The organism is Pseudomonas gozinkensis (assembly GCF_014863585.1).
GTDB lineage: Bacteria > Pseudomonadota > Gammaproteobacteria > Pseudomonadales > Pseudomonadaceae > Aquipseudomonas > Aquipseudomonas gozinkensis.
Genome location: NZ_CP062253.1, coordinates 4,644,480 through 4,664,273, shown reverse-complemented (window position 1 = coordinate 4,664,273; position 19,794 = coordinate 4,644,480). Strand labels below are relative to the sequence as shown.

Here is a 19,794-nt window from a genome sequence, read left to right as displayed (position 1 = left end):
GATGAATATGCCCGCAATCAAACCCGCCGCCGTCAAGGCGCCGGAACAAGCGAAAACCGCGATCAGCGCCCTGTGGCGTCCGGCGCTGGTGCAAGCGTTCGTCAAGCTCGACCCGCGCCAGTTGCAGCGCTCGCCAGTAATGCTGGTGGTTGAACTGACGGCGATTCTGACCACCGTGCTGTGCTTCATTCCCGACAGCAGCGTGCCGACCTTCGTCGCCGCGCAGATCGCCCTGTGGCTGTGGTTCACCGTGCTGTTCGCCAACTTCGCCGAAGCGCTGGCCGAAGGTCGCGGCAAGGCCCGCGCCGACAGCCTCAAGGCTGGCAGCGAAGGCCTCAGCGCCCGACGCAAACTGGCCAACGGCAGCTTCCAGGTCGTACCGGCCACCAGCCTGCGCAAGGGTGATGTGGTGCGCGTCGAAGCGGGGGAGATGATCCCCGGTGATGGCGAAGTCATCGAAGGCATCGCGGCGGTCAACGAAGCGGCGATCACCGGTGAATCGGCGCCGGTGATTCGTGAGTCCGGCGGCGACCGTTCCGCCGTTACCGGCAATACCCGGCTGGTGTCTGACTGGCTGTTGGTCAAGATCACCGCCAACCCCGGTGAGTCGACCCTCGACCGCATGATCGCGCTGGTCGAGGGCGCCAAACGCCAGAAGACCCCGAACGAAGTGGCGCTGGACATCCTGCTGATCGGCCTGACCCTGATCTTCCTGCTGGTGGTCGTGACCCTGCAACCGTTCGCCCACTTCGCCAACGGCAGCCTGCCGCTGGTGTTCCTGGTGGCGTTATTGGTCACGCTGATTCCGACCACCATCGGTGGTCTGCTGTCGGCGATCGGTATTGCCGGGATGGATCGTCTGGTGCGTCTGAACGTGATCGCCAAGTCCGGTCGCGCGGTGGAAGCGGCGGGTGACGTGCACGTGTTGCTGCTGGACAAGACCGGCACCATCACTTTCGGTAACCGTCGTTGCAGCGCGGTGTATGCGGCGCCGGGTGTGAATGCCCGTGAGCTGGCGCAAGGCGCGCTGTTCGCTTCGCTGGCTGACGAAACTGCCGAAGGCAAGTCCATCGTCGAGTACCTGCGCGGCTCCAATCCGCAGCCGGAACCGGCGCCGGAAACCCTGACCGCCGTACCGTTCAGTGCCGAAACCCGCTTGTCCGGTGTCGACTATCAGGGCCGTGTATTCCGCAAGGGCGCGGTGGATTCGTTGCTGGCGTTCCTCGGTCAACAACGCAAGGATCTGGCCCCGGCGCTGTCCCGGGAGATCGACAAGATTGCCCAGAGCGGCGGCACGCCGTTGCTGGTCTGCGCGGACGGCAAACTGCTCGGTGCGATCCATCTGAAAGACGTGGTCAAGCCGGGCATCCGCGAGCGCTTCGCCGAGCTACGCAAGCTGGGGATTCGCACGGTGATGGTCACCGGCGACAACCCGCTGACCGCTGCCGCGATTGCCGCTGAAGCAGGCGTCGACGATGTGCTGGCCGAAGCGACACCGGAGAAAAAACTGGCGCGCATCCGTCACGAGCAGAATGACGGTCGTCTGGTTGCCATGTGCGGCGACGGCGCCAACGATGCCCCGGCGCTGGCCCAGGCTGACGTCGGCATGGCGATGAACGACGGCACGCAAGCGGCGCGCGAAGCGGCCAACATGGTCGACCTCGACAGCGACCCGACCAAGCTGCTGGATGTGGTGCAGATCGGCAAGGAATTGCTGGTGACCCGTGGCGCGCTGACGACCTTTTCCATCGCCAACGACGTGGCCAAGTACTTCGCGATCCTGCCGGCGCTGTTCGCGGCGATCTACCCGCAACTGGGCGTGCTGAACATCATGCACTTGAGCAGCCCGCAGAGCGCGATTCTGTCGGCCATCGTCTTTAACGCTTTGATCATCGTCGTGCTGATCCCGCTGGCCCTGCGCGGCGTTCGGGTGCAGGCGGCGAGTGCGGCGGCGTTGCTGCGACGCAATCTGCTGATCTATGGCCTGGGCGGGATTCTGGTGCCGTTCGTGGGGATCAAGGCGATCGACATGCTGTTGACGGCGTTGCATCTGGTTTGAACCTGAACAGCGATGTGCCGGGCACACCGCTTCAAGCACGAATTCGAGGATTTTGAAATGTCCACAATGTTACGTCCGGCCCTGAGCCTGCTGGTGCTGATGACTCTGGTCACCGGCGTTGCTTATCCACTGGTGGTGACCGGCGTTGCCCAGGTCGCCTTCCCTGAGCAGGCCAACGGCAGCCTGGTACGCGATGCCGAAGGCAAGGTGCGCGGCTCTTCGCTGATCGCTCAGGATTTTGTTGGCGATGCCTGGTTTCATCCGCGTCCATCGGCCGGTGCCTTTGCCACCGTGTCCAGCAGCGCAAGCAACCTGTCGCCAAGCAATCCGGCGCTGGCCACTCGGGTGATCGACGACGCCAACAAGCTGCAGGTGCCCGGTCAGGGGCCGGTGCCGCTGGCGCTGTTGACTACCTCTGGCAGCGGCCTCGATCCGCACTTGCCACCAGCGGCGATTGCCTATCAACTGGCGCGTGTTGCGGCAGCGCGCAATGTGCCGGTGGCGACCTTGCAGCAGTTGCTCGACGCGCACATCGAACAACCGTTGGTGGGTCCTCCGGTGGTGAATGTGCTGGCGCTGAACATGGCGCTCGAGAAGCTCTGAATCGGCGGCGCGGCCAATCGCTGGCGAGCCAACTCCCACAGGAGCGCGCATTCCCTTTGTGGGAGCTGGCTTGCCAGCGATGACGGCAGTCCGGGCAATACACAAACATCAGCAAGAGAGTTTCAAGCATGAGTGACTCCGGCCGCGCCGATGCGCTGTTAGCAGACCTGCCCCGCGATGGACGCGGCCGGCTCAAGGTTTTTCTCGGCGCTGCGCCGGGCGTGGGCAAGACCTACGCGATGTTGCAGGCTGCCCACAGCCAGTTGCGCCAGGGCGTCAAAGTCATCGCCGGGGTCGTTGAAACCCACGGCCGTGCCGAAACCGAAGCGCTGCTCGGCGGCTTGCCGCAACTGCCACTGGTGCGTTCGGAATACCGTGGCGTGACGCTCGAAGAAATGGACCTCGACGGTCTGCTCGCCGCCCAACCGAAACTGGTGCTGGTGGACGAACTCGCCCACAGCAACGCTCCCGGCAGCCGCCACGCCAAACGCTGGCAGGACATTCAGGAACTGCTCGCCGCCGGCATCGACGTGTACACCACGGTCAACGTCCAGCACCTGGAAAGTCTCAACGATCAGGTGCGCGGCATCACCGGTGTGCAGGTGCGCGAAACCCTGCCGGACTGGGTGCTGCAGGAGGCCTACGAACTGCTGCTGATCGACCTGCCGCCCCGGGAATTGCTCGAGCGCCTGCGCGAAGGCAAGGTCTACGTGCCTGAGCAGGCACGCGCCGCGATCGATGCATTTTTCACCCAGACCAATCTCACCGCACTGCGCGAACTGGCGATGCAGACCGCTGCCGCGCAGGTCGATAACGATCTCGCTCAAGGCTATCGTCAGCTCGGTCAAGCGGCGCCGGCTGTGCGCGGGCGCTTGCTGGTCGGGGTCGATGGTGATGCCCAGGCCGAACGGCTGGTGCGTCACGCCAGTCGGGTCGCCCAGCGCCGGCATTTGCCGTGGAGTCTGGTGCACGTCGACAACGGCAGCGTGCGTGACGAGCAGTCACGGCTGCGCCTGCAAAGCGCCCAGCAACTGGCCGAGCGCCTCGGCGGCGAAGTGGTGCTGTTGCGGGCGGGTGAAGTGGCGAAAACCCTGATCCAGCATGCGGCCGAACGGCGGGCGAGTCTGGTGCTGGTCGGCCAGTCGCGACCGCGTCTGCGCAGGCGTCTGTTCGGCGGTGGGCTGGCGGCGCGTTTGCTGCGTCAGGCCCACGGTCTGGAAATCAACGTGCTGGACAGTGATCAGGAACAGCATCAACCGCGCCCGCGTGTAGCGCCGACGCTGGTGTGGTTCGACTATGCGCTGGCGCTGGTCGCGACCGTGTTGGCCAGTGCGCTGGCGTGGGCGGTGTCCAGCGTGCTGCCGTTGCCGAACATCTCGCTGGTGTTCCTTGCGGCGGTGTTGCTGGTGGCAGTGCGCAGCAGTCTCGGCCCGGCGCTGGCCTGTGCGGCGTTGTCGTTTCTGACCTATGACTTTCTGTTCATTCCGCCGAATTTCTCCTTCAGCATCCAGCGCGAAGAAGACGTGCTGACCTTGCTGTTCTTCCTGCTGATGGCGGCGCTCACCGGTAACCTCGCGGCGCGTCAGCGGCGACAATTGCAGGCGCTGCGCGATACCCAGGAAGAGACCACCGAACTGCTCGACCTGTCGCGCAAACTCACCGCAGCAACAGATCGCCAGGCTGTGATCAGCGCCGCCGCGCAGCACCTCAATGGCTGGAGCGACCTGCAACTGTGCCTGCTCAATCGCGACGGGCAGGGCGGCTGGAAAGTCGAAACCGGCGGGCCGCTGCAGTTTACGGAATCCGAGCGCGCCGCTGCCGACTGGGCCTGGCAACACGATCAACCGGCGGGCATGGGCACCGGGACCTTGCCGTTCGGGCGCTGGTGGTGGTGGCCGCTGTCGGTGGAAGACGGGCCGCTGGCGTTGCTCGGCGTGTGTGCCAAAGAGGGCCAGACCTTGAGCGGCCAGCGTCGTCGTTTGCTGACTGCGTTGAGTCAGCCTTTGGCTCAAGCATTGGCCCGTGCGCAACTGGCCGATGACCTGGAAGCCGCGCGCCTGCACGGCGAAACCGAACAACTGCGCAGTGCCTTGCTGGCCTCGGTGTCACACGATCTGCGCACGCCGCTGACGTCAATGCGCGGCAGTATCGACAGCCTGCTGGCGCTCGGCGAAGCGATCCCGCTGGAGGATCGCCGCGAGTTGCTCGAAGGCACTCGCGATGAAGCCGAGCGTCTCGACCGTTACATTCAGAACCTGCTGGACATGACTCGCCTCGGCCACGGCGCCCTGAAGCTGGCGCGGGACTGGGTGTCGCCGGCGGACATCGTCGGCAGTGCGCTCAATCGACTGCGCGCGGTGTTGTCGTCATTGCAGGTCGCGACCGATGTTCCGGCCGAATTGCCGCTGTTGTTCGTGCATGCCGCGCTGATCGAGCAGGCGCTGGTGAACGTGCTGGAAAACGCCGCACGATTCTCACCGGCCCACGGCCGTCTTCAATTGCGCGCCGGGGCGGATGACAGCGAGGTGTTTTTCTCGGTCAGCGATGAAGGACCGGGGATTCCGGTCGATGAGCGAGCGAAGATTTTCGACATGTTCTACACCGCCGCCCGGGGGGATCGTGGCGGGCAGGGCACGGGCCTCGGGCTGGCGATCTGTCAGGGCATGGTCGGCGCCCATGGCGGGCGGATCAGTGTCGGCGACGGCATCGACGGACGCGGCACCTGCATCACCCTGCACCTGCCGTTGCAGACGCAACCGGGGATGGACGGTGAAGCCTGATCCGCGCTGCGCTACTCTCTTGCCACTCTATTGTGTTGATGTGAATTCATGAGCCAGACCGCGACCATTTTGGTCATCGATGACGAACCGCAGATCCGCAAGTTCCTGCGCATCAGCCTCGCTTCTCAAGGCTACAAAGTGCTGGAGGCCGGCACCGGTGCCGAGGGCCTGGCCCAGGCGGCGCTGAACAAACCGGATCTGCTGGTGCTCGACCTCGGGCTGCCAGACATGGATGGTCAGCAAGTGCTGCGCGAGTTTCGCGAGTGGGCCACAGCGCCGGTGCTGGTGCTGTCGGTGCGCGCCAGCGAAGGGCAGAAAGTCCAGGCGCTGGATGGCGGCGCCAATGACTACGTGACCAAGCCGTTCGGCATTCAGGAATTTCTCGCCCGGGTGCGCGCGTTGCTGCGTCAGGCACCCGTTGGCGAAGCGCAGCAGGCCGCGTTGAATTTCGGCCCGCTGACCGTGGACCTGGCATATCGCCGGGTGTTGCTCGACGGCGTCGAAGTCGCCCTGACCCGCAAGGAGTACGCGGTGCTGGCGCAACTGGCGCGGCATCCGGGGCGGGTGATCACTCAGCAGCAATTGCTCAAGGACATCTGGGGCCCGACCCACACCGAGGACAGCCACTATCTGCGGATCGTGGTCGGGCATCTGCGGCAGAAACTGGCGGACGATCCGACCCGGCCCCGGTTCATAGTGACCGAGGCGGGCGTCGGTTATCGGTTATTGGATAGTTAGGCTCCATCGACAATCAAAATGGCTGATGGGGTCTGAGCGCTCTTCACCGGGTTACCGTTCATCGTGACTGTCAGTTCTGTCAGGTGCGATGCGTGAGTTGCCAGCTGTAAGTTCTTCTATCAAATGATCAGGGCCATTGGCTCGGTTATTCGTTCGATCAACCTGGCGGCCTATCGCATCGGGGTACATATGGACACTGATAAAAAATTTGAAATGGACGAATCGGATGTCTCGATATCGGGAATAGCTCACTCGTTGCAGGGGCATTCCGGTTTGATGCCCGTAGCTTCTACCGACACCTGTTATCAGCGCCAACCTAGGGGCGGGAAAAAACCTTACTACTTCACAGTAGACAACCCCAGAGTCGCTTACGTCGATGATCAAGGAATTGTCATTGCGCTGACTGCTGGCCAAGTCCTGGTAACAGCCACAGACGCAAGTGGTCAATCCAAGAGTTACCGCTTGTTCATCCCCAACGGGCATGCCTTCTTTACCTTCGGTCCAGGCCGATTGGACGCCTTGATTCAGGACGCGAACCGGGAACGAGTAAGGTTGGCCACTCTCGATGATTTAAGGGTTCTCCATCAGCGCTTTGGTCCTGTGTGGCCATTGGTGGGCGGACAGTTATGGTCGACGACGGGCTCGGCGGAGAAGCCCGAACCTCCACCTCCACCGCCACTCGAGACCGGAATCAACTACTACACGAAGGACATGGCGAACGGTGTCGAGCAGACGAACGACAGTGGACATGTGTTTACCGCTTTGGGTAGAAACCTGTAGAGACTTGCCTGCGAAGACTACGGTTGGCTCCGGGAGCTGACACCTGCTCCCGGAGCCGTTCGCGCGGCATTCACGCTAACTCAGTTCTGTTCGCTCTCGTAGCGATCCAGGGTATCCCGGGCGATCTCGCGACCCAGCGCGATCAATTCAGGCGCCTTGTAGAACTCAAAGAACCGGCACACTCGCTTCGGCACGTTGATCAGGATGTCCGGCGGATAGCCAGCAATCTTGTACTGCGCCAGCGAGGTCTGCATCACCTCGAAACTCTGGTTGATCAGGTCGAGCAATGACGCCGGCCCGACGTTATCGATGATGAACGAACCGGTGGCAGACTTCGGGGCGCCGTCGCGTTCAGGGGCGGCGGCCGGTTGCTGGGTTTCCGGTTCGGCGCCTTCGACCCAGGGATTGATGTCCGCCGCCTCGGCACGCAGCGCTTCCTGTTCCAGCATCAGCAATTGCTCGGCCTGTTTGCGGCGGAACGGCATCTTCGAACCCAGCGAACTGATCAGGCTGTCGAAGCGCGTACGGAACGCGGCGGGGCGCTGGATCACCGGCAGTTTGTAATGACGCTGGTTGGTCGAGTTGAGATTGACCGCGATGATCAGGTCGCAATGGCTCGACACCACCGGCACGATCGGCAACGGGTTGAGAATGCCGCCGTCCACCAGCATCCGGTTGCCCTGCATCACCGGGGTGAACAGGCTGGGGATCGCCGCCGAGGCCCGCATCGCCTGATGCAGGCAGCCTTCCTGAAACCAGATTTCCTGTTGATTGGTGAGGTCGGCGGCCACCGCGGTGTAGGGAATACGCAGGTCTTCGATGTTGATCTCGCCGACGATCTTGCGGATCTGACCGAAGACTTTTTCGCCACGGATCGCACCGAGACGGAAGCTGACGTCCACCAGGCGCAGCACGTCGAGGTAATCCAGGCTTTCGATCCAGTTGCGGTACTCGTCGAGCTTGCCGGCGGCGTAAATCCCGCCGACCACGGCCCCCATTGAACAGCCGGCAATACAACTGATGTCATAGCCCCGTCGTTCGATCTCTTCAATGACCCCGATATGGGCATAGCCCCGGGCGCCACCGGAGCCCAGCACCAGTGCGACACGCTTTTTCATCCGACTTCCTCCCGGCAAGGTTCCACAATGCACCCATCAAGGGGCGGGCGACAATCGGCAGGGTCGCTCGGGGCGGCGATGGCGTCGTTTTTTCGATACTTCATGACCCGTCGGCGTTATCTTTTGCAGTGCGGCGCAATTGCGGGACACAAGGCACTTTTTTGCTGCCGCACCGTCTTACCTGCACGACTGTTGACCTATTTTTGAGGTGTGAGTGATGAAAGCCTGGATCTGTGTGCCGTTGATGGCCCTGGCATTGGCCGGTTGCGCCGGCAAGACCGCTTACCGCGACAGCTGCGGCAGCCAGCTCGACGCGGCGTGGCATGAACTGGATCTGGCGAAAGCCGAAGGATTTGCCGGCACCGTCAGCTATTCCAAGGCGCTGTCGCTGTTGACGGCGGCCAAGACCCAACAGCAATTCGAGGGCTTCGAGGGCTGCACCAAGAAAGCCGAAAAAGCGCGCTTCTACATTCGCGAATCCCGCGCCGGGCGCTAAGCTGCTGACGTGGCGCAAGGGCAAGTCACTTGCGCAGGTGCACACTCATGCAGCGCCATTGAATTCAGGAGCAAGTAATGTCTGCGTTGGTCGATCGGTTGGTGGCTCATGTCTTGAGCCTGGAAGTCAGGCTGCTGGCCTGTCAGGCACGTTTGACCGCCCGGACTGATCCTGAGGCGCTGCACGATCTGCGCACCACCGTACGCCGCTTGCGCAGCCTGCTGCGACCGTTGCGTGGTTTGCCCGGTGTCGAGCAGCTGGAAGATGCGGCGGCTGCGGTGGGGCAACTGACCACGCCATGGCGCGACCGCGAGGTGCTGGCGGCGTATCTGCTCGAACATGGTCAGCCCGAAGCCGCGCAACGCCGCATGGCGCAGATGGCCGAGGCCTACCCGACGCTGGCGGCCAGCGCCGAAGTGGCGTCGCTGCTGATGATCCTCGACGCCTTTCCGCGTTTTCTGCGAGCCTCCCAGCGTCAGGGATTGCTCAAGAGCCTGGACAAGCGCATCGAAAAACGCCTGGGCAAGCAATGGAAGAACCTCGACGTGGCGCTGCACGACCCGGCCCACGACCGCCATCGCCTGCGCCTGCTGATCAAGCGCGTGCGCTACGGTATCGAGGCCTACCCTGAACTGGATCGTCTGCCGGAAGCCGCATTACCTCGTTTGAAGTCTGCACAGGGTGCCCTCGGTGACTGGCACGATTGCTGGCAATGGCTGGCCCGCGCCGAACAGGAACCGGATCTGCAACCCTGCGTCGCCACCTGGCAGGCGACCATGATCCAGGCCGAAAGCAAGGCCGACCGGGTGCTGGAAAAACTCAGCGCGGCCTGCTTCAAGTCCTGAAACCCGCTGGCGCGCAGCACCGCTGTCTTATCTGTCAGTCTCTTTGACCGGAATGGACGCTGCGCCGCTCTGCCGCGCTGGTTAAGATCCGGTCATTCCCTTTTTCGTGTCCGAGGTTCCCATGCGCTTTTGCGATCTGATCGATGCTGTCCGTCGTCAACCGGAGGTCACGATTCCGGCGGAGTGGGGACAGGGCCGGGCCAGTTTTGGCGGGTTGGTGGCCGCGCTGCAATTTGAAGTGATGCGCACCAAGGTTCCGGTCGATCGCCCGGTACGTTCGCTGGCGATCACCTTTGTCGGCCCGGTCGAGCCCGAAGTACCGGTGAGCTTTGAGGTCGAGGTACTGCGCGAAGGCAAGGCAGTCAGCCAGGTGCTGGGCCGTGCGGTGCAGAACGGTCAGGTGGTGACGATGGTGCAAGGCAGCTTCGGGGCTTCTCGCTCGTCGGAAGTGGCGGTTGAAGCCTATCCCGCGCCCGAGATGAAACACTGGAACGACTGCCAGGAACTGCCGTACATCAAAGGCGTGACCCCGGAGTTCATGCGTCATCTGGCGATGCGCTGGAGTGTCGGCGGCATGCCGTTCACCGGCACTCAATCGCGGCTGATGGGCGGCTGGGTGCGTTTGCGTGGGGATGTGAAAGAGGAACCGGTCAACGAGGCGCACCTGCTGGCGCTGGTCGATGCCTGGCCGCCCGCGCTGTTGCCGTATCTGAAGAAGCCGGCACCGGGCAGTACGCTGACCTGGACCATCGAATTCGTTCAGCCGTTACGGGATTTGAGTACGCTGGATTTTTGCCAATACCTGGCGGACATCGAGTATGCGGCCGACGGTTACGGCCATGTCGCGGCCAAGCTGTGGAGCGCTAAGGGTGAACTGATTGCCATGAGTCGGCAGACGGTGACGATCTTCGCCTGACTCAGTGCCGACGGTGACGTTCACGCCAGGCGCGGAACCAGCCGCCACTGAGGAAGAACCGCGGAAACGTCAGGAACTGCTCGACCAGCAGACGCGAGACGGCGTCCTTGCGATCACTGAACGGCTCGGAGGCTTGCGCCTCCAGGCTGTGTCCGTGGCGCTGCAGACCCAGCGCCGCGATGACGCCGATCACGCCGATCGCCACGCTGGCCAGACTCAGGCTGAACACACCCGAGACGATCAACAGAAACGCGACAATGAACAGCGGCACGGCAATCAGGTGCAGCACCAGATTGGTCGGGTGCTGATGGTTGTTCGGGTACGCGCGCCATTGCCACGCGGGAAGGTTGGGGTGACGTTTGCCCATGTTGCTGCTCCTCGATCCATGTTTGGTACATGGTTGAAGAATAGGTCCGGGCAGCGAGGGCGGCGAATCAAGGTTGGCTATTGAAGTGATAGGCACAATGGTCTTATTTGATGCTGTTTCTGCTGACGCCATCGCGGACAAGCCCGCTCCCACACGGGATTGTGAACGCCGCTGAGTCTACTGTGGGAGCGGGCTTGCCCGCGATGAGGCCCTTAAAGTTTCAACTGCCCAATCGCCTTGTTGAGTTCCCCGGCCAGCGTCGCCAACTCGTTACTGGTGGTCGCCGAATCCACGGTCTGTTGCACGGTGTTTTCGGTGACATCACGAATGCTCACCACCGCGCGGTTCATCTCTTCGGCAACCTGACTCTGTTGTTCCGCCGCCACCGCAATCTGCGTGTTGCTCTCGCGCATCTGCGCCACCGCCCCGGTGATTTCCGCCAGTGCTTCGCCGGCCTCTTGCGCCTGCTGCACGCAGTCGTCGGCCTTGTACGAACTCTCCTGCATGAAGTCCACCGCGTCACGGGTACCGGCCTGCAACGCCGACACCATGGTGGTGATTTCATCGGTGGAGGTCTGCACACGTTTGGCGAGATTGCGCACCTCGTCGGCGACCACTGCAAACCCGCGACCCATTTCCCCGGCGCGAGCCGCTTCGATGGCAGCGTTGAGCGCCAGCAGATTGGTCTGTTCGGCGATGCTGTGAATCACGCTGACCACGCCGTTGATCTTCTGACTGTCCTCGGCCAGACGCTGGATCATCTCGGCGGTTTGCTGCACGCCGCTGGACAGCCCGGCAATCGAATGCTGGACACGGCTCACCACTTGCTGGCCGCTGCCGGCCAGGCCATCGGCGGTCTGCGACAGATCGCGAGTGGCGCCGGCGTGCTGGGCGATGTGGTAGACGGTGGCAGTCATTTCGTTGATCGCCGTGGCGGCCTGATCGGTTTCACTCTGCTGGCCGAGCATGCCGTGGCGCACTTCGTTCATGCTCGATGCCAGCCTTGCGGCACCGACGTCCAGTTGCCGCGCGGTGCTGGCCACGGTGGTCACCACTCGCTGATAACCGGCCTGCATCGCGTTGAACGCGTTGGCCATCTGCCCGACTTCATCCTTGCAGGCCAGCGGCACCCGGGCGGCGAGGTCGCCGGTTTTCTCCACGTGCAGCATCACGTCCTTGAGGGTGTTGAGCTGGCTGAGCAGGAAGCGGATCAGCAACTGTGAAGCGCCAAGCATCGCCAGCATCAGGATGAACACCGCCACCGCATAGTTGGCGAAACGCTCACTGAACACCTGCCTGAGGCTGGGGGCGTAGGCGATCACGGCGACCTGCTGACCATCGGCACGGCTGAAGACCTCGGCGCCGAGCAGCGGGTTTTCGCCGAACAACGGCAAGTGACTGATCTCGATCCAGCCGTTGCTGTCGGTGATCTCCAGCAGCGGCTGATCGTTGAGGCGCGGCGCTTCCCCGCGTTTGAAGGTCAGCACCTGATCGGATTTGGGCAGCGCTTGCCCGGCCGGCCAGGCCTTGAGCAACTGCGCCTGGGCCTGGGCCGATGTTTGCGCGGCATGACTGCGGGCCTGTTGCTCGAGCTGCACGGCGTACAGCACCAGCAACAGTGTGGTGACAAAGGCGACCGCGTTGACCGCCCAGAATTTGTATTTCAGCGAGATATTGCTAAGCCAGGCACCCATGGAGGTCTTCTCTGATAGCGGAAACAGTTTTGGCAAGGTGCCATTATTGTGCCGCTACGCAGGTGTCCGGATCTTGATGTGCATCAACAAGTGATACATCTGCCTCTGTCAGGGCAGGGTAGGTAAACCGTAGAACGTTCGGGCGCACGCGGTAGTGTGGGCTGCCAGATCTGCTTCGGTTTCGCCCCGATGCAATGCCACTTCGCGCAACACTTCAGTGAGATATGCCGGCTCGTTGCGGCCGTTCTTCGGCTTTGGCCGCAGTGTGCGTGGAAGCAGATACGGCGCATCGCTTTCCAGCATCAGGCGACCGCGTTTGATTTCCTTCACCAGCGGATGCAAATGGGTGCCACGACGCTCATCGCAGATCCAGCCGGTGATGCCGATGTGCAGATCCAGATCGAGGTAACTGAACAGCGCTTTCTGCTCGCCGGTGAAGCAATGCACCACCGCGGCGGGCAATCGGTCGCGGAAGTCGCGCAGAATTTCCAGCAGTCGTTGGCTCGCGTCACGTTCGTGCAGGAACACCGGCAATTGCAGTTCGGCAGCCAGCGCCAGATGTTCTTCGAGGACCTTTTCCTGCTGCGGGCGCGGCGAGAAATCGCGGTTGAAATCCAGCCCGCATTCGCCCACCGCTACCACGTTTGATTCCTGCAACAGACTGCGCAGACGCCGCGCGCTGTCGGCGTTCCAGTCGCTGGCCGAATGCGGGTGAATGCCGGCGGTGGCGAATAGTCGCTGGCCGTCCGGATCCAGTTGCTGGCACAGCTCCAGCGCCTGTTCGCTGCCTTCGACGCTGGTGCCGGTCAGCACCAGTTGGCAAACCCCGGCAGCATAGGCGCGGTCGAGCACGGCCTGGTGTTTGTCGGCGAAACTGGGGTTGGTCAGGTTGACGCCGATATCGATGAGTTGCATGGTGCTACCTCGGGCCGAAGGCCGGAAAGCATATCAGAGCTGTAGATTTATAAGAAAAGCCAAGAACTACAACGGCTTATGGCTGTCTGTTGAGGCCGCGAGGCAGGCTGGGCTGGCAGAGTTGCCATCATTGTGCCAGTCTCTCGCACTTTATCAGCGCTCCAGGCGCTCTGTTTTCGTCGGTGTTTTGTGACCGCTCAGCGGTAAAAACACCCCGTATTCTTTCCGGAGAGTGGATGGTTCGTCCCTCGGTTTTGCTTCTGCTGTGTGGTTCGCTGCTGCTGCCGATGACGGCGGTCGCGCGGCTGCCCGGGCCGCTGCAAGCCGTGCCGGCCGCCAAGGTTCGTGACCTGACCGAAATCCGCAGCAGCCGCGTATTGCGGGTGCTGGTCAATCAGAGCCGCAACAGCTCCGGCGAAGTCCAGGGCCAGGCGATCGGCATCGAATACCACCGGCTGCGCGCCTTCGAGCAATACCTCAATGGCCATGCCCGCGACGGCCAGGAAATCACCCTCAAGATCATCCCCAAAGCCAAGGATCAATTGCTCGGTGCGTTGCAGCGCGGCGAAGGCGATCTGGTGGCGCCGGGCGAACTGCTCGAGCTGCAACCGGGTCACGCGGTCGCCAGTAGCGAGCCGATTGCCAGCAACGTGCCGCTGGTGCTGGTCGGCATCAAGGGTGAAAAGCGCTACACCAAGGTCGAGCAACTGGCCGGCAAAACCCTGGCGCTGCCCACCGGCAGTGCGGCGGGGGAGGCGGTCAGCCAGCTCAACCAGAAACTGGCGCTGCACAAACTGGCGCCGATCAAGATCGAATGGGTCGATCCGACACTGGCGGTCGAGGATGTGCTGGAGATGGTTCAGGGCGGGATCTTCCACCTGACCATCGTCGAGCAACCGATTGCCGAGCGCTGGGGCAAGATCCTGCCCAAGCTGCGTTTCGACCGTCAGGTGATGATCAGCGAACCGGGCGAGGAATACTGGTTCGTGCGCCGTGATGCGTCGATGTTGCGGGCCAGCATCGACCGCTTCCTGACCGGCTACAAAAAACCGTCGAACGAAGATGCGGCATTCCTGCGGATCTACCGCCGTCTGTATCAAGTGCACTATCCGCTGGCCAAGGCCGATCGTCAGCGCCTGGAAAAACTGCGCCCGACCCTGCAGAAGCACGCCGAAGCGCAAAACATGGACTGGCTCAACCTGGCGGCGCTGGCCTTCAAGGAGTCGGCGCTGCAGCCCAACGCGCGCAGCGGCAGCGGCCCGACCGGGCTGATGCAGATCACCCCGTCCGCGGCGCAGCGGGTCGGTGTCAACAATATCCAGAATCTCGATGCGAATGTGCAGGCCGGGGCCAAGTACCTGGCGATGATCCGCCGCAAGTTCTTCAACAGCCCCAAGCTCAACGAGCGCGAGCGCATGGCGTTCACCCTGGCGGCGTACAACATCGGTCCGGAGCGGGTGCAGGGCATGCGTGCCGAGGCACGGCGTCGCGGCCTGAATCCGAACCAGTGGTTCTTCCAGGTCGAGCGCATCGCCATGGAGCAGGTGGGAATGGGGGCCGTCAGCTATGTTAATAGCGTGAACAAGTATTACTTGGCGTTCGACCGGGAGCGGGAGTCGTTGGAGCCCCGGGGGCAGAAAGTTGTCTCACGCAAATGATCTAATAAATTGATTGTTATGGCGGAATTTTTGCGCTTTTAACATGAAATTAACTGATTAATATGGCGGCCAACCAACAAGCACTTCTGACAACAAGGAAACGCAACATGAGCTCTCTGATCAACAAGGTTCTGTTTACCCGCGCCGGCTACGGTCTGACCATCCTGCGCATTGCCGTCGGCGTGATCTTCGCCGCCCACGGCTCGCAGAAACTCTTTGGCCTGTTCGGTGGCTACGGCCTGGCGGGCACCGCGCAATACATGGAAAGCATCGGCCTGACCCCGGGTTACCTGATGGCGACCCTCGCCGGCGGCACCGAGTTCTTCGCCGGTCTGGCGCTGATCATCGGCCTGCTGGTTCGCCCGGCGGCACTGGGTCTGACCTTCCTGTCGCTGGTGGCGATCTTCACCGTGCACATCAGCAACGGTCTGTTCATGGCCAACAACGGTTACGAGTTCGCTCTGGCCCTGCTCGGCGGCAGCCTCGCGGTGCTGATCGAAGGCGCCGGCAAGCTCTCGGTGGATCGCGCCATCGCCGGTTAAAAGGCTCTGGCTCAAGCAAAAGGCCCGCATTGTGCGGGCCTTTTTTGTTGCGGCTGATTCTTGACACTGGCCGGTCACGTTCTCTAGGATGCCGCTCATGCGCCGATTTAAACAGCTACTTGCGGGGCGCCAGGTGACTATTCTTCAGTTGCCGTCAGAAGCCGGAACAGGGCTTCGAAATACCGCTAAAGCGCTGGTTCGGTGTTGCCTCTCACCTGCCATGCAGACTTTTGAGGCAGAGACACGACACGATGAATGCACTACGCCCTCCAGCACGTCCCGCGCCGATCACGGCACACATCACCCAGCGCAACCCGAAAATCCTGCTTGGCGGAAAACATCAGCCGACGCTGTTGCGTTATCTCGATGGCTGGCCGCGCCGCAGCGGCGGTCCTGCCGCATTCCTGATCCAGTTTGTCGAAGATGGTGAATCGCTGGCGCGTTTTGCCGATGACAGTTTCGATCTGGCCGTCATTCAGGCCCCGAGCCTTGAAGAGGCGCCGGAAATGATTCGCCAACTGACCCGCGTCGCACGCCAGGGCCTGATCACCCGGCGTTGAGCGTCAGGGATATTCGATCGCCACGATATAGACGAACTGTTCGCCGGTCGGCGTCTGTACCCGCACTTCAGCATCCAGCGCCTTGCCGATCAGGGCGCGGGCCAGCGGTGAGTCGATGCTGATCAGGCCGAGTTTCAGGTCCAGTTCGTCCGGGCCGACGATGCGATAGCGCGACTGTTTGCCGTCCTCATCTTCGATGGTCACCCAGGCGCCGAAGTAGACCTTGTTCGGATCGCTCGGTTTTTCGCTGACCACTTTCAACGCTTCAAGGCGTTTGGTGAGAAAACGCACGCGGCTGTCGATCTCGCGCAGCATTTTCTTGCCGTAGGTGTATTCGGCATTTTCCGAACGATCACCCTGAGCCGCCGCCTCGCTGACCGACTGCGTCACTTGCGGACGGCGCACATGCCAAAGCTCATGGAATTCGGCGCGCATCCGCGCTTCACCTTCGGGGGTGATCAGCGCGGTACCGGCGGTGCGGGGAGGGCGATAACGGCTCATGGCAACTTCTTGTGGTAATGAGGGCTGGAGTCTATCAACCCTCGCGCAGCACTGTCAGCGGGCTGGCGTTGAGTGCACGCCGTGTGCCGAACACCCCGGCGCCACCGATCAGCGCCGCGCCGATCAACGGCAACAGCAGCAACCACGGATGGGGATGCCACGGCAGGTCGAAGGCGAAGCGATACAGCACCAGACTCACCACTTCCGAACCGATGGCCGCGAGTAGTCCGCTGACCGCGCCGAGCAAGCCGAACTCGATCCGTCGCGCCTTGATCAGCAACTGCCGCTCGGCACCCAGCGCGCGCAACAGCGCACCCTGGCGTATGCGTTCATCCAGCGTTGCCTGCAACCCGGAAAACAGCACCGCCATCCCCGCCGCCAACACAAACAACAAAACATACTCCACCGCCAGGGTGACCTGGGCGAGGATACTGCGCAGTTGTTCGAGCAAGGCTTCGACCTGCAGGATGGTTACCGCCGGAAATGCTCGCGACAGCTCGACAATCTGCTGATCGTGACCGGGGGCCAGATAGAAGCTGGTCAGGTAGGTCGCCGGTAGATCCTTCAACGTACCGGGCTGGAAGATCATGAAGAAGTTTGGCTGGAAGTTGTCCCAGTTGATCTCCCGCAGGCTGGTGACCTTCGCTTCGCGATTGACCCCGCCCACGCTGAACACCATGTGATCGCCCAGTTTGAGCTTGAGGCTTTCGGCCACCTTGCCTTCCACAGAAACGCCCGGAACGTCATCCGAAGGTTGGCCGGCCCACCACGAACCCGCAGTGATCTTGTTGCCCGCCGGAAGATCGGCAGCCCAGGTCAGGCTCAGGTCGCGCTGGATTGCGCGGTCGCCGGCCGAATCCTTGCTGACGATCTGCTGCACCGCTTCGCCATTGATGCTGATCAGGCGTCCCGGTACCACCGGATACAACGGCGCGGCCTGGGCCGAGACATTGATCAGGTGATCGGTGAAGGCCTGTTTGTCAGCCGGCAGGATGTTCAGGGCGAAATAGTTGGGTGCGTTTTTCGGCAACTGGTTTTGCCAGGTGTCGAGCAGTTCGCCGCGCAGCAAGGCGATCAAAGCCATGGACAGCAGGATCAGCCCGAAAGCCAATGACTGGCCGGCGGCCGCCAAAGGATGGCGCAACAACTGACCTAGCCCGAGACGCCACGGCAGGGACGCGCGCGCGAGCAGGCGACGCAGGCTTTGCAGCAGCAACAGCAGCAAGCCGCCGAGTACCAGCGCCGCGACCACGCCGCCGCCGAGCAGGGCGAAGGTCAGCAGCAGATCCAGGCTCAGGCGCCACATGATCAGCCCGAGCGCACCGAGTGCTGCGCCATAGACCATCCAGGTGCTCGAGGGAATCGGCAGCATGTCCCGGCGCAATACCCGCAGCGGCGGCACCCGGCCCAGCGCGGCGAGCGGTGGCAGCGCGAAGCCGGCCAGCGCCACCAGCCCGGTGCCGATGCCGGCCAGCGCCGGCAGCAAGCCACCCGGCGGTACGTCGGTCGGCAGCAGATCATGCAGCAGCGCAAACAATCCCAATTGCGCGAGCCAGCCGAGCAGGGCGCCGCCGAGGCTGGCGAGCAGGCCGAGCACCGTCAGTTGCAGACTGAACAGCACCAGGGTTTCCCGGCGCGACAGGCCCAGGCAACGCAGCAAGGCGCTGGCATCGAAACGGCGGCTGGCGAAGCGGTTGGCCGACAACGCCACCGCGACACCGGCCAGAAGCACGGCGACCAGACTGGCCATGTTCAGATAGCGTTCGGCCTTGCCCAGCGCGCCGCCGATCTGCCGGTTGCCATCGCGGGCATCCTGAATCCGCTGGTTGGCGGCGAGGCCCGGTTTGATCAGCTGGCGATAGGTTTCCAGCGCTTGCGGCTCACCGCGCCACAGTTCGCGGTAGCTCACCCGGCTGCCGGGTTGCACCACGCCGGTTGCGTCGAGGTCGTCGAGGTTGATCAGTACCCGTGGCGTAAGGCTGTAGAAGTTGCCGGCGCGATCCGGCTCGTAAGTGAGCACTCGCGTCAGTTTCAACGTCTTCATGCCGACGTCGATGCTGTCGCCGATTTTCAGGTCCAGCGCTGTCAGCAGGCGTGCTTCGACCCAGGCCTCACCGGGCTGCGGCTCTCCTCCGGCTACCTCTGTGGCGTACGGGGCGGGGGCGCTTTTCAGTTCGCCGCGTAGCGGATAGGCGCGGTCGACCGCTTTGATGCTGGAAAGCTGAATGCCGTTGTCCGTGGCGATGACGCTGGAAAACTCCACCACCTGCGCATGATCCAGGCGCAGGTCGGTGCCGCTCCTGATCTGTTCCGGGCGGGCCGGCGAACTGCCTTCAAGCGACAGGTCGGCACCGAGAAACTCGGTGGCGCGCAGCATCATCGCGCCGTTGAGGCGGGCGCCGAAATAGCCGATCGCGGTACTCGCCGCCACCGCTACCACCAAGGCGAAAAACAGCACCCGCAGTTCACCGGCGCGGGCATCGCGCATGAGTTGGCGCAGGGCGAGACTGAACAGACGCAACAGCGGCAGACGTGCCATCAAGGCTCCAGAGGGGCGACCAACAGGCCGGCTTCAAGACGGATCAGGCGCCGGCAACGATGGGCCAGGCGTTCGTCGTGGGTCACCAGCACCAGGGTGGTGCCGCGTTCCTTGTTCAACTCGAACAGCAAGTCGCTGATGCGCTCGCCGGTGTGGCTGTCGAGATTGCCGGTGGGTTCGTCGGCGAACAGCACGTCCGGCTCGGCGGCGAAGGCCCGGGCAATCGCTACGCGCTGTTGTTCACCGCCGGAGAGCTGGCGCGGCGAGTGCGTCAGACGCTGGCCGAGACCGACCCGTTGCAGCAGTTCGGTGGCGCGGCTGCGGGCATCTTTGCGACCGTCGAGCTCCAGCGGCAGCATGACATTTTCCAGCGCGTTGAGGCTGTCGAGCAGCTGGAAAGATTGAAAGACGAAACCCACGTGTTCGGCGCGAATGCGCGCGCGCTGGTCTTCGTCGAGATTGCTCAGGCCTTGTCCGGCGAGCGTCACTTCGCCGCTGCTCGGCAGGTCGAGGCCGGCGAGCAGGCCGAGCAGGGTGGATTTGCCGGAACCGGAGGCGCCGACGATGGCGAGGCTGTCGCCCTTGTTCAGTTCCAGGCTGAGTTCGTGCAGGATGGTCAGTTCACCTTCCGCGCTGGGAACCACTTTGCTAAGGTTCTTCGCGGTGAGAATGCTTGCGCCCAT

18 protein-coding genes are annotated in these 19,794 nt (G+C 62.8%); 11 read left to right on the top strand and 7 right to left on the bottom strand.

The genetic code is table 11. The features are described 5' to 3' along the window. Nucleotide 1 precedes the first annotated feature (1 nt). From kdpB to IHQ43_RS20660, 5 genes are all read left to right on the top strand, one after another. Nucleotides 2-2,059 (top strand): potassium-transporting ATPase subunit KdpB, encoded by a 2,058-nt coding sequence (gene kdpB, locus IHQ43_RS20680; RefSeq protein WP_192561927.1) that lies wholly within the window; start codon nt 2-4, stop codon nt 2,057-2,059. Between the two features lie 57 nt (nt 2,060-2,116). Beyond that, on the top strand, nt 2,117-2,662 hold the full coding sequence (gene kdpC, locus IHQ43_RS20675; RefSeq protein ID WP_064598370.1) for a potassium-transporting ATPase subunit KdpC: 546 nt from the start codon (nt 2,117-2,119) through the stop codon (nt 2,660-2,662). 128 nt (nt 2,663-2,790) lie between these two features. After that, nucleotides 2,791-5,442 (top strand): sensor histidine kinase, encoded by a 2,652-nt coding sequence (locus IHQ43_RS20670; RefSeq protein WP_192561926.1) that lies wholly within the window; start codon nt 2,791-2,793, stop codon nt 5,440-5,442. A gap of 48 nt (nt 5,443-5,490) precedes the next feature. Then, on the top strand, nt 5,491-6,180 hold the full coding sequence (locus IHQ43_RS20665) for a response regulator (protein ID WP_192561925.1): 690 nt from the start codon (nt 5,491-5,493) through the stop codon (nt 6,178-6,180). 123 nt (nt 6,181-6,303) lie between these two features. Beyond that, nucleotides 6,304-6,960 carry an Ig-like domain-containing protein gene (locus IHQ43_RS20660; RefSeq protein ID WP_192561924.1) on the top strand — a complete coding sequence of 219 codons (657 nt, stop codon included), beginning with the start codon at nt 6,304-6,306 and terminating at the stop codon, nt 6,958-6,960. Nucleotides 6,961-7,040: 80 nt separating this feature from the next. Here IHQ43_RS20660 and IHQ43_RS20655 read toward each other — a convergent pair whose 3' ends face one another. Next, nucleotides 7,041-8,078 carry a patatin-like phospholipase family protein gene (locus IHQ43_RS20655; protein ID WP_007950947.1) on the bottom strand — a complete coding sequence of 346 codons (1,038 nt, stop codon included), beginning with the start codon at nt 8,076-8,078 and terminating at the stop codon, nt 7,041-7,043. A 217-nt stretch (nt 8,079-8,295) separates the two neighbouring features. Here IHQ43_RS20655 and IHQ43_RS20650 point away from each other — a divergent pair, with 217 nt between their 5' ends. The 3 genes from IHQ43_RS20650 (at nt 8,296) to IHQ43_RS20640 (ending at nt 10,335) form a co-directional block, all read left to right on the top strand. Further along, on the top strand, nt 8,296-8,574 hold the full coding sequence (locus IHQ43_RS20650; protein ID WP_007950948.1) for a hypothetical protein: 279 nt from the start codon (nt 8,296-8,298) through the stop codon (nt 8,572-8,574). A gap of 77 nt (nt 8,575-8,651) precedes the next feature. Continuing rightward, complete coding sequence (locus IHQ43_RS20645) at nt 8,652-9,419, top strand: CHAD domain-containing protein (protein WP_192561923.1); 768 nt, start codon at nt 8,652-8,654, stop codon at nt 9,417-9,419. A gap of 121 nt (nt 9,420-9,540) precedes the next feature. Further along, nucleotides 9,541-10,335 (top strand): acyl-CoA thioesterase, encoded by a 795-nt coding sequence (locus IHQ43_RS20640; RefSeq protein ID WP_192561922.1) that lies wholly within the window; start codon nt 9,541-9,543, stop codon nt 10,333-10,335. 1 nt (nt 10,336) lies between these two features. Here IHQ43_RS20640 and IHQ43_RS20635 read toward each other — a convergent pair whose 3' ends face one another. The 3 genes from IHQ43_RS20635 to IHQ43_RS20625 form a co-directional block, all read right to left on the bottom strand. After that, entirely contained in the window at nt 10,337-10,702 is a 366-nt protein-coding gene (locus tag IHQ43_RS20635; RefSeq protein WP_085612198.1) for an Mpo1-like protein, read from the bottom strand. A gap of 212 nt (nt 10,703-10,914) precedes the next feature. Next, the gene (locus tag IHQ43_RS20630; RefSeq protein WP_192561921.1) at nt 10,915-12,396 is read right to left on the bottom strand and encodes a methyl-accepting chemotaxis protein; all 1,482 of its coding nucleotides are present in this window, start codon (nt 12,394-12,396) and stop codon (nt 10,915-10,917) included. Nucleotides 12,397-12,504: 108 nt separating this feature from the next. Then, nucleotides 12,505-13,311, bottom strand: coding sequence for a TatD family hydrolase (locus IHQ43_RS20625; protein WP_192561920.1), 807 nt, complete (start codon nt 13,309-13,311; stop codon nt 12,505-12,507). Between the two features lie 236 nt (nt 13,312-13,547). Here IHQ43_RS20625 and IHQ43_RS20620 point away from each other — a divergent pair, with 236 nt between their 5' ends. From IHQ43_RS20620 to IHQ43_RS20610, 3 genes are all read left to right on the top strand, one after another. Next, nucleotides 13,548-14,969: an MltF family protein gene (locus IHQ43_RS20620; protein ID WP_085607172.1), complete on the top strand. Its 1,422-nt coding sequence runs from the start codon at nt 13,548-13,550 to the stop codon at nt 14,967-14,969. Nucleotides 14,970-15,076: 107 nt separating this feature from the next. After that, the gene (locus IHQ43_RS20615) at nt 15,077-15,511 is read left to right on the top strand and encodes a DoxX family protein (protein WP_007950955.1); all 435 of its coding nucleotides are present in this window, start codon (nt 15,077-15,079) and stop codon (nt 15,509-15,511) included. A 251-nt stretch (nt 15,512-15,762) separates the two neighbouring features. Then, entirely contained in the window at nt 15,763-16,071 is a 309-nt protein-coding gene (locus tag IHQ43_RS20610) for a hypothetical protein (RefSeq protein WP_085607170.1), read from the top strand. A gap of 3 nt (nt 16,072-16,074) precedes the next feature. On the opposite strand, the gene greB is transcribed toward IHQ43_RS20610, so the two are convergent. From greB to IHQ43_RS20595, 3 genes are read right to left on the bottom strand one after another with little or no spacing between them, the layout of a single operon-like run. Beyond that, entirely contained in the window at nt 16,075-16,572 is a 498-nt protein-coding gene (greB, locus tag IHQ43_RS20605; protein ID WP_039770483.1) for a transcription elongation factor GreB, read from the bottom strand. Between the two features lie 34 nt (nt 16,573-16,606). Beyond that, nucleotides 16,607-19,111 (bottom strand): ABC transporter permease, encoded by a 2,505-nt coding sequence (locus IHQ43_RS20600; RefSeq protein ID WP_192561919.1) that lies wholly within the window; start codon nt 19,109-19,111, stop codon nt 16,607-16,609. Next, entirely contained in the window at nt 19,111-19,794 is a 684-nt protein-coding gene (locus tag IHQ43_RS20595; RefSeq protein WP_007955651.1) for an ABC transporter ATP-binding protein, read from the bottom strand. Before IHQ43_RS20595 ends, IHQ43_RS20600 begins: the two co-directional genes overlap by 1 nt.

What these genes read in the sequence shown, in the direction of transcription:
- kdpB (WP_192561927.1), top strand. Translation starts at nt 2, where the DNA reads ATGAATATGCCCGCAATCAAACCCGCCGCCGTCAAGGCGCCGGAACAA.
- kdpC (WP_064598370.1), top strand. Translation starts at nt 2,117, where the DNA reads ATGTCCACAATGTTACGTCCGGCCCTGAGCCTGCTGGTGCTGATGACT.
- IHQ43_RS20670 (WP_192561926.1), top strand. Translation starts at nt 2,791, where the DNA reads ATGAGTGACTCCGGCCGCGCCGATGCGCTGTTAGCAGACCTGCCCCGC.
- IHQ43_RS20665 (WP_192561925.1), top strand. Translation starts at nt 5,491, where the DNA reads ATGAGCCAGACCGCGACCATTTTGGTCATCGATGACGAACCGCAGATC.
- IHQ43_RS20660 (WP_192561924.1), top strand. Translation starts at nt 6,304, where the DNA reads ATGATCAGGGCCATTGGCTCGGTTATTCGTTCGATCAACCTGGCGGCC.
- IHQ43_RS20655 (WP_007950947.1), bottom strand. Translation starts at nt 8,078, where the DNA reads ATGAAAAAGCGTGTCGCACTGGTGCTGGGCTCCGGTGGCGCCCGGGGC.
- IHQ43_RS20650 (WP_007950948.1), top strand. Translation starts at nt 8,296, where the DNA reads ATGAAAGCCTGGATCTGTGTGCCGTTGATGGCCCTGGCATTGGCCGGT.
- IHQ43_RS20645 (WP_192561923.1), top strand. Translation starts at nt 8,652, where the DNA reads ATGTCTGCGTTGGTCGATCGGTTGGTGGCTCATGTCTTGAGCCTGGAA.
- IHQ43_RS20640 (WP_192561922.1), top strand. Translation starts at nt 9,541, where the DNA reads ATGCGCTTTTGCGATCTGATCGATGCTGTCCGTCGTCAACCGGAGGTC.
- IHQ43_RS20635 (WP_085612198.1), bottom strand. Translation starts at nt 10,702, where the DNA reads ATGGGCAAACGTCACCCCAACCTTCCCGCGTGGCAATGGCGCGCGTAC.
- IHQ43_RS20630 (WP_192561921.1), bottom strand. Translation starts at nt 12,396, where the DNA reads ATGGGTGCCTGGCTTAGCAATATCTCGCTGAAATACAAATTCTGGGCG.
- IHQ43_RS20625 (WP_192561920.1), bottom strand. Translation starts at nt 13,311, where the DNA reads ATGCAACTCATCGATATCGGCGTCAACCTGACCAACCCCAGTTTCGCC.
- IHQ43_RS20620 (WP_085607172.1), top strand. Translation starts at nt 13,548, where the DNA reads ATGGTTCGTCCCTCGGTTTTGCTTCTGCTGTGTGGTTCGCTGCTGCTG.
- IHQ43_RS20615 (WP_007950955.1), top strand. Translation starts at nt 15,077, where the DNA reads ATGAGCTCTCTGATCAACAAGGTTCTGTTTACCCGCGCCGGCTACGGT.
- IHQ43_RS20610 (WP_085607170.1), top strand. Translation starts at nt 15,763, where the DNA reads ATGAATGCACTACGCCCTCCAGCACGTCCCGCGCCGATCACGGCACAC.
- greB (WP_039770483.1), bottom strand. Translation starts at nt 16,572, where the DNA reads ATGAGCCGTTATCGCCCTCCCCGCACCGCCGGTACCGCGCTGATCACC.
- IHQ43_RS20600 (WP_192561919.1), bottom strand. Translation starts at nt 19,111, where the DNA reads ATGGCACGTCTGCCGCTGTTGCGTCTGTTCAGTCTCGCCCTGCGCCAA.
- IHQ43_RS20595 (WP_007955651.1), bottom strand. Translation starts at nt 19,794, where the DNA reads ATGGGCGCAAGCATTCTCACCGCGAAGAACCTTAGCAAAGTGGTTCCC.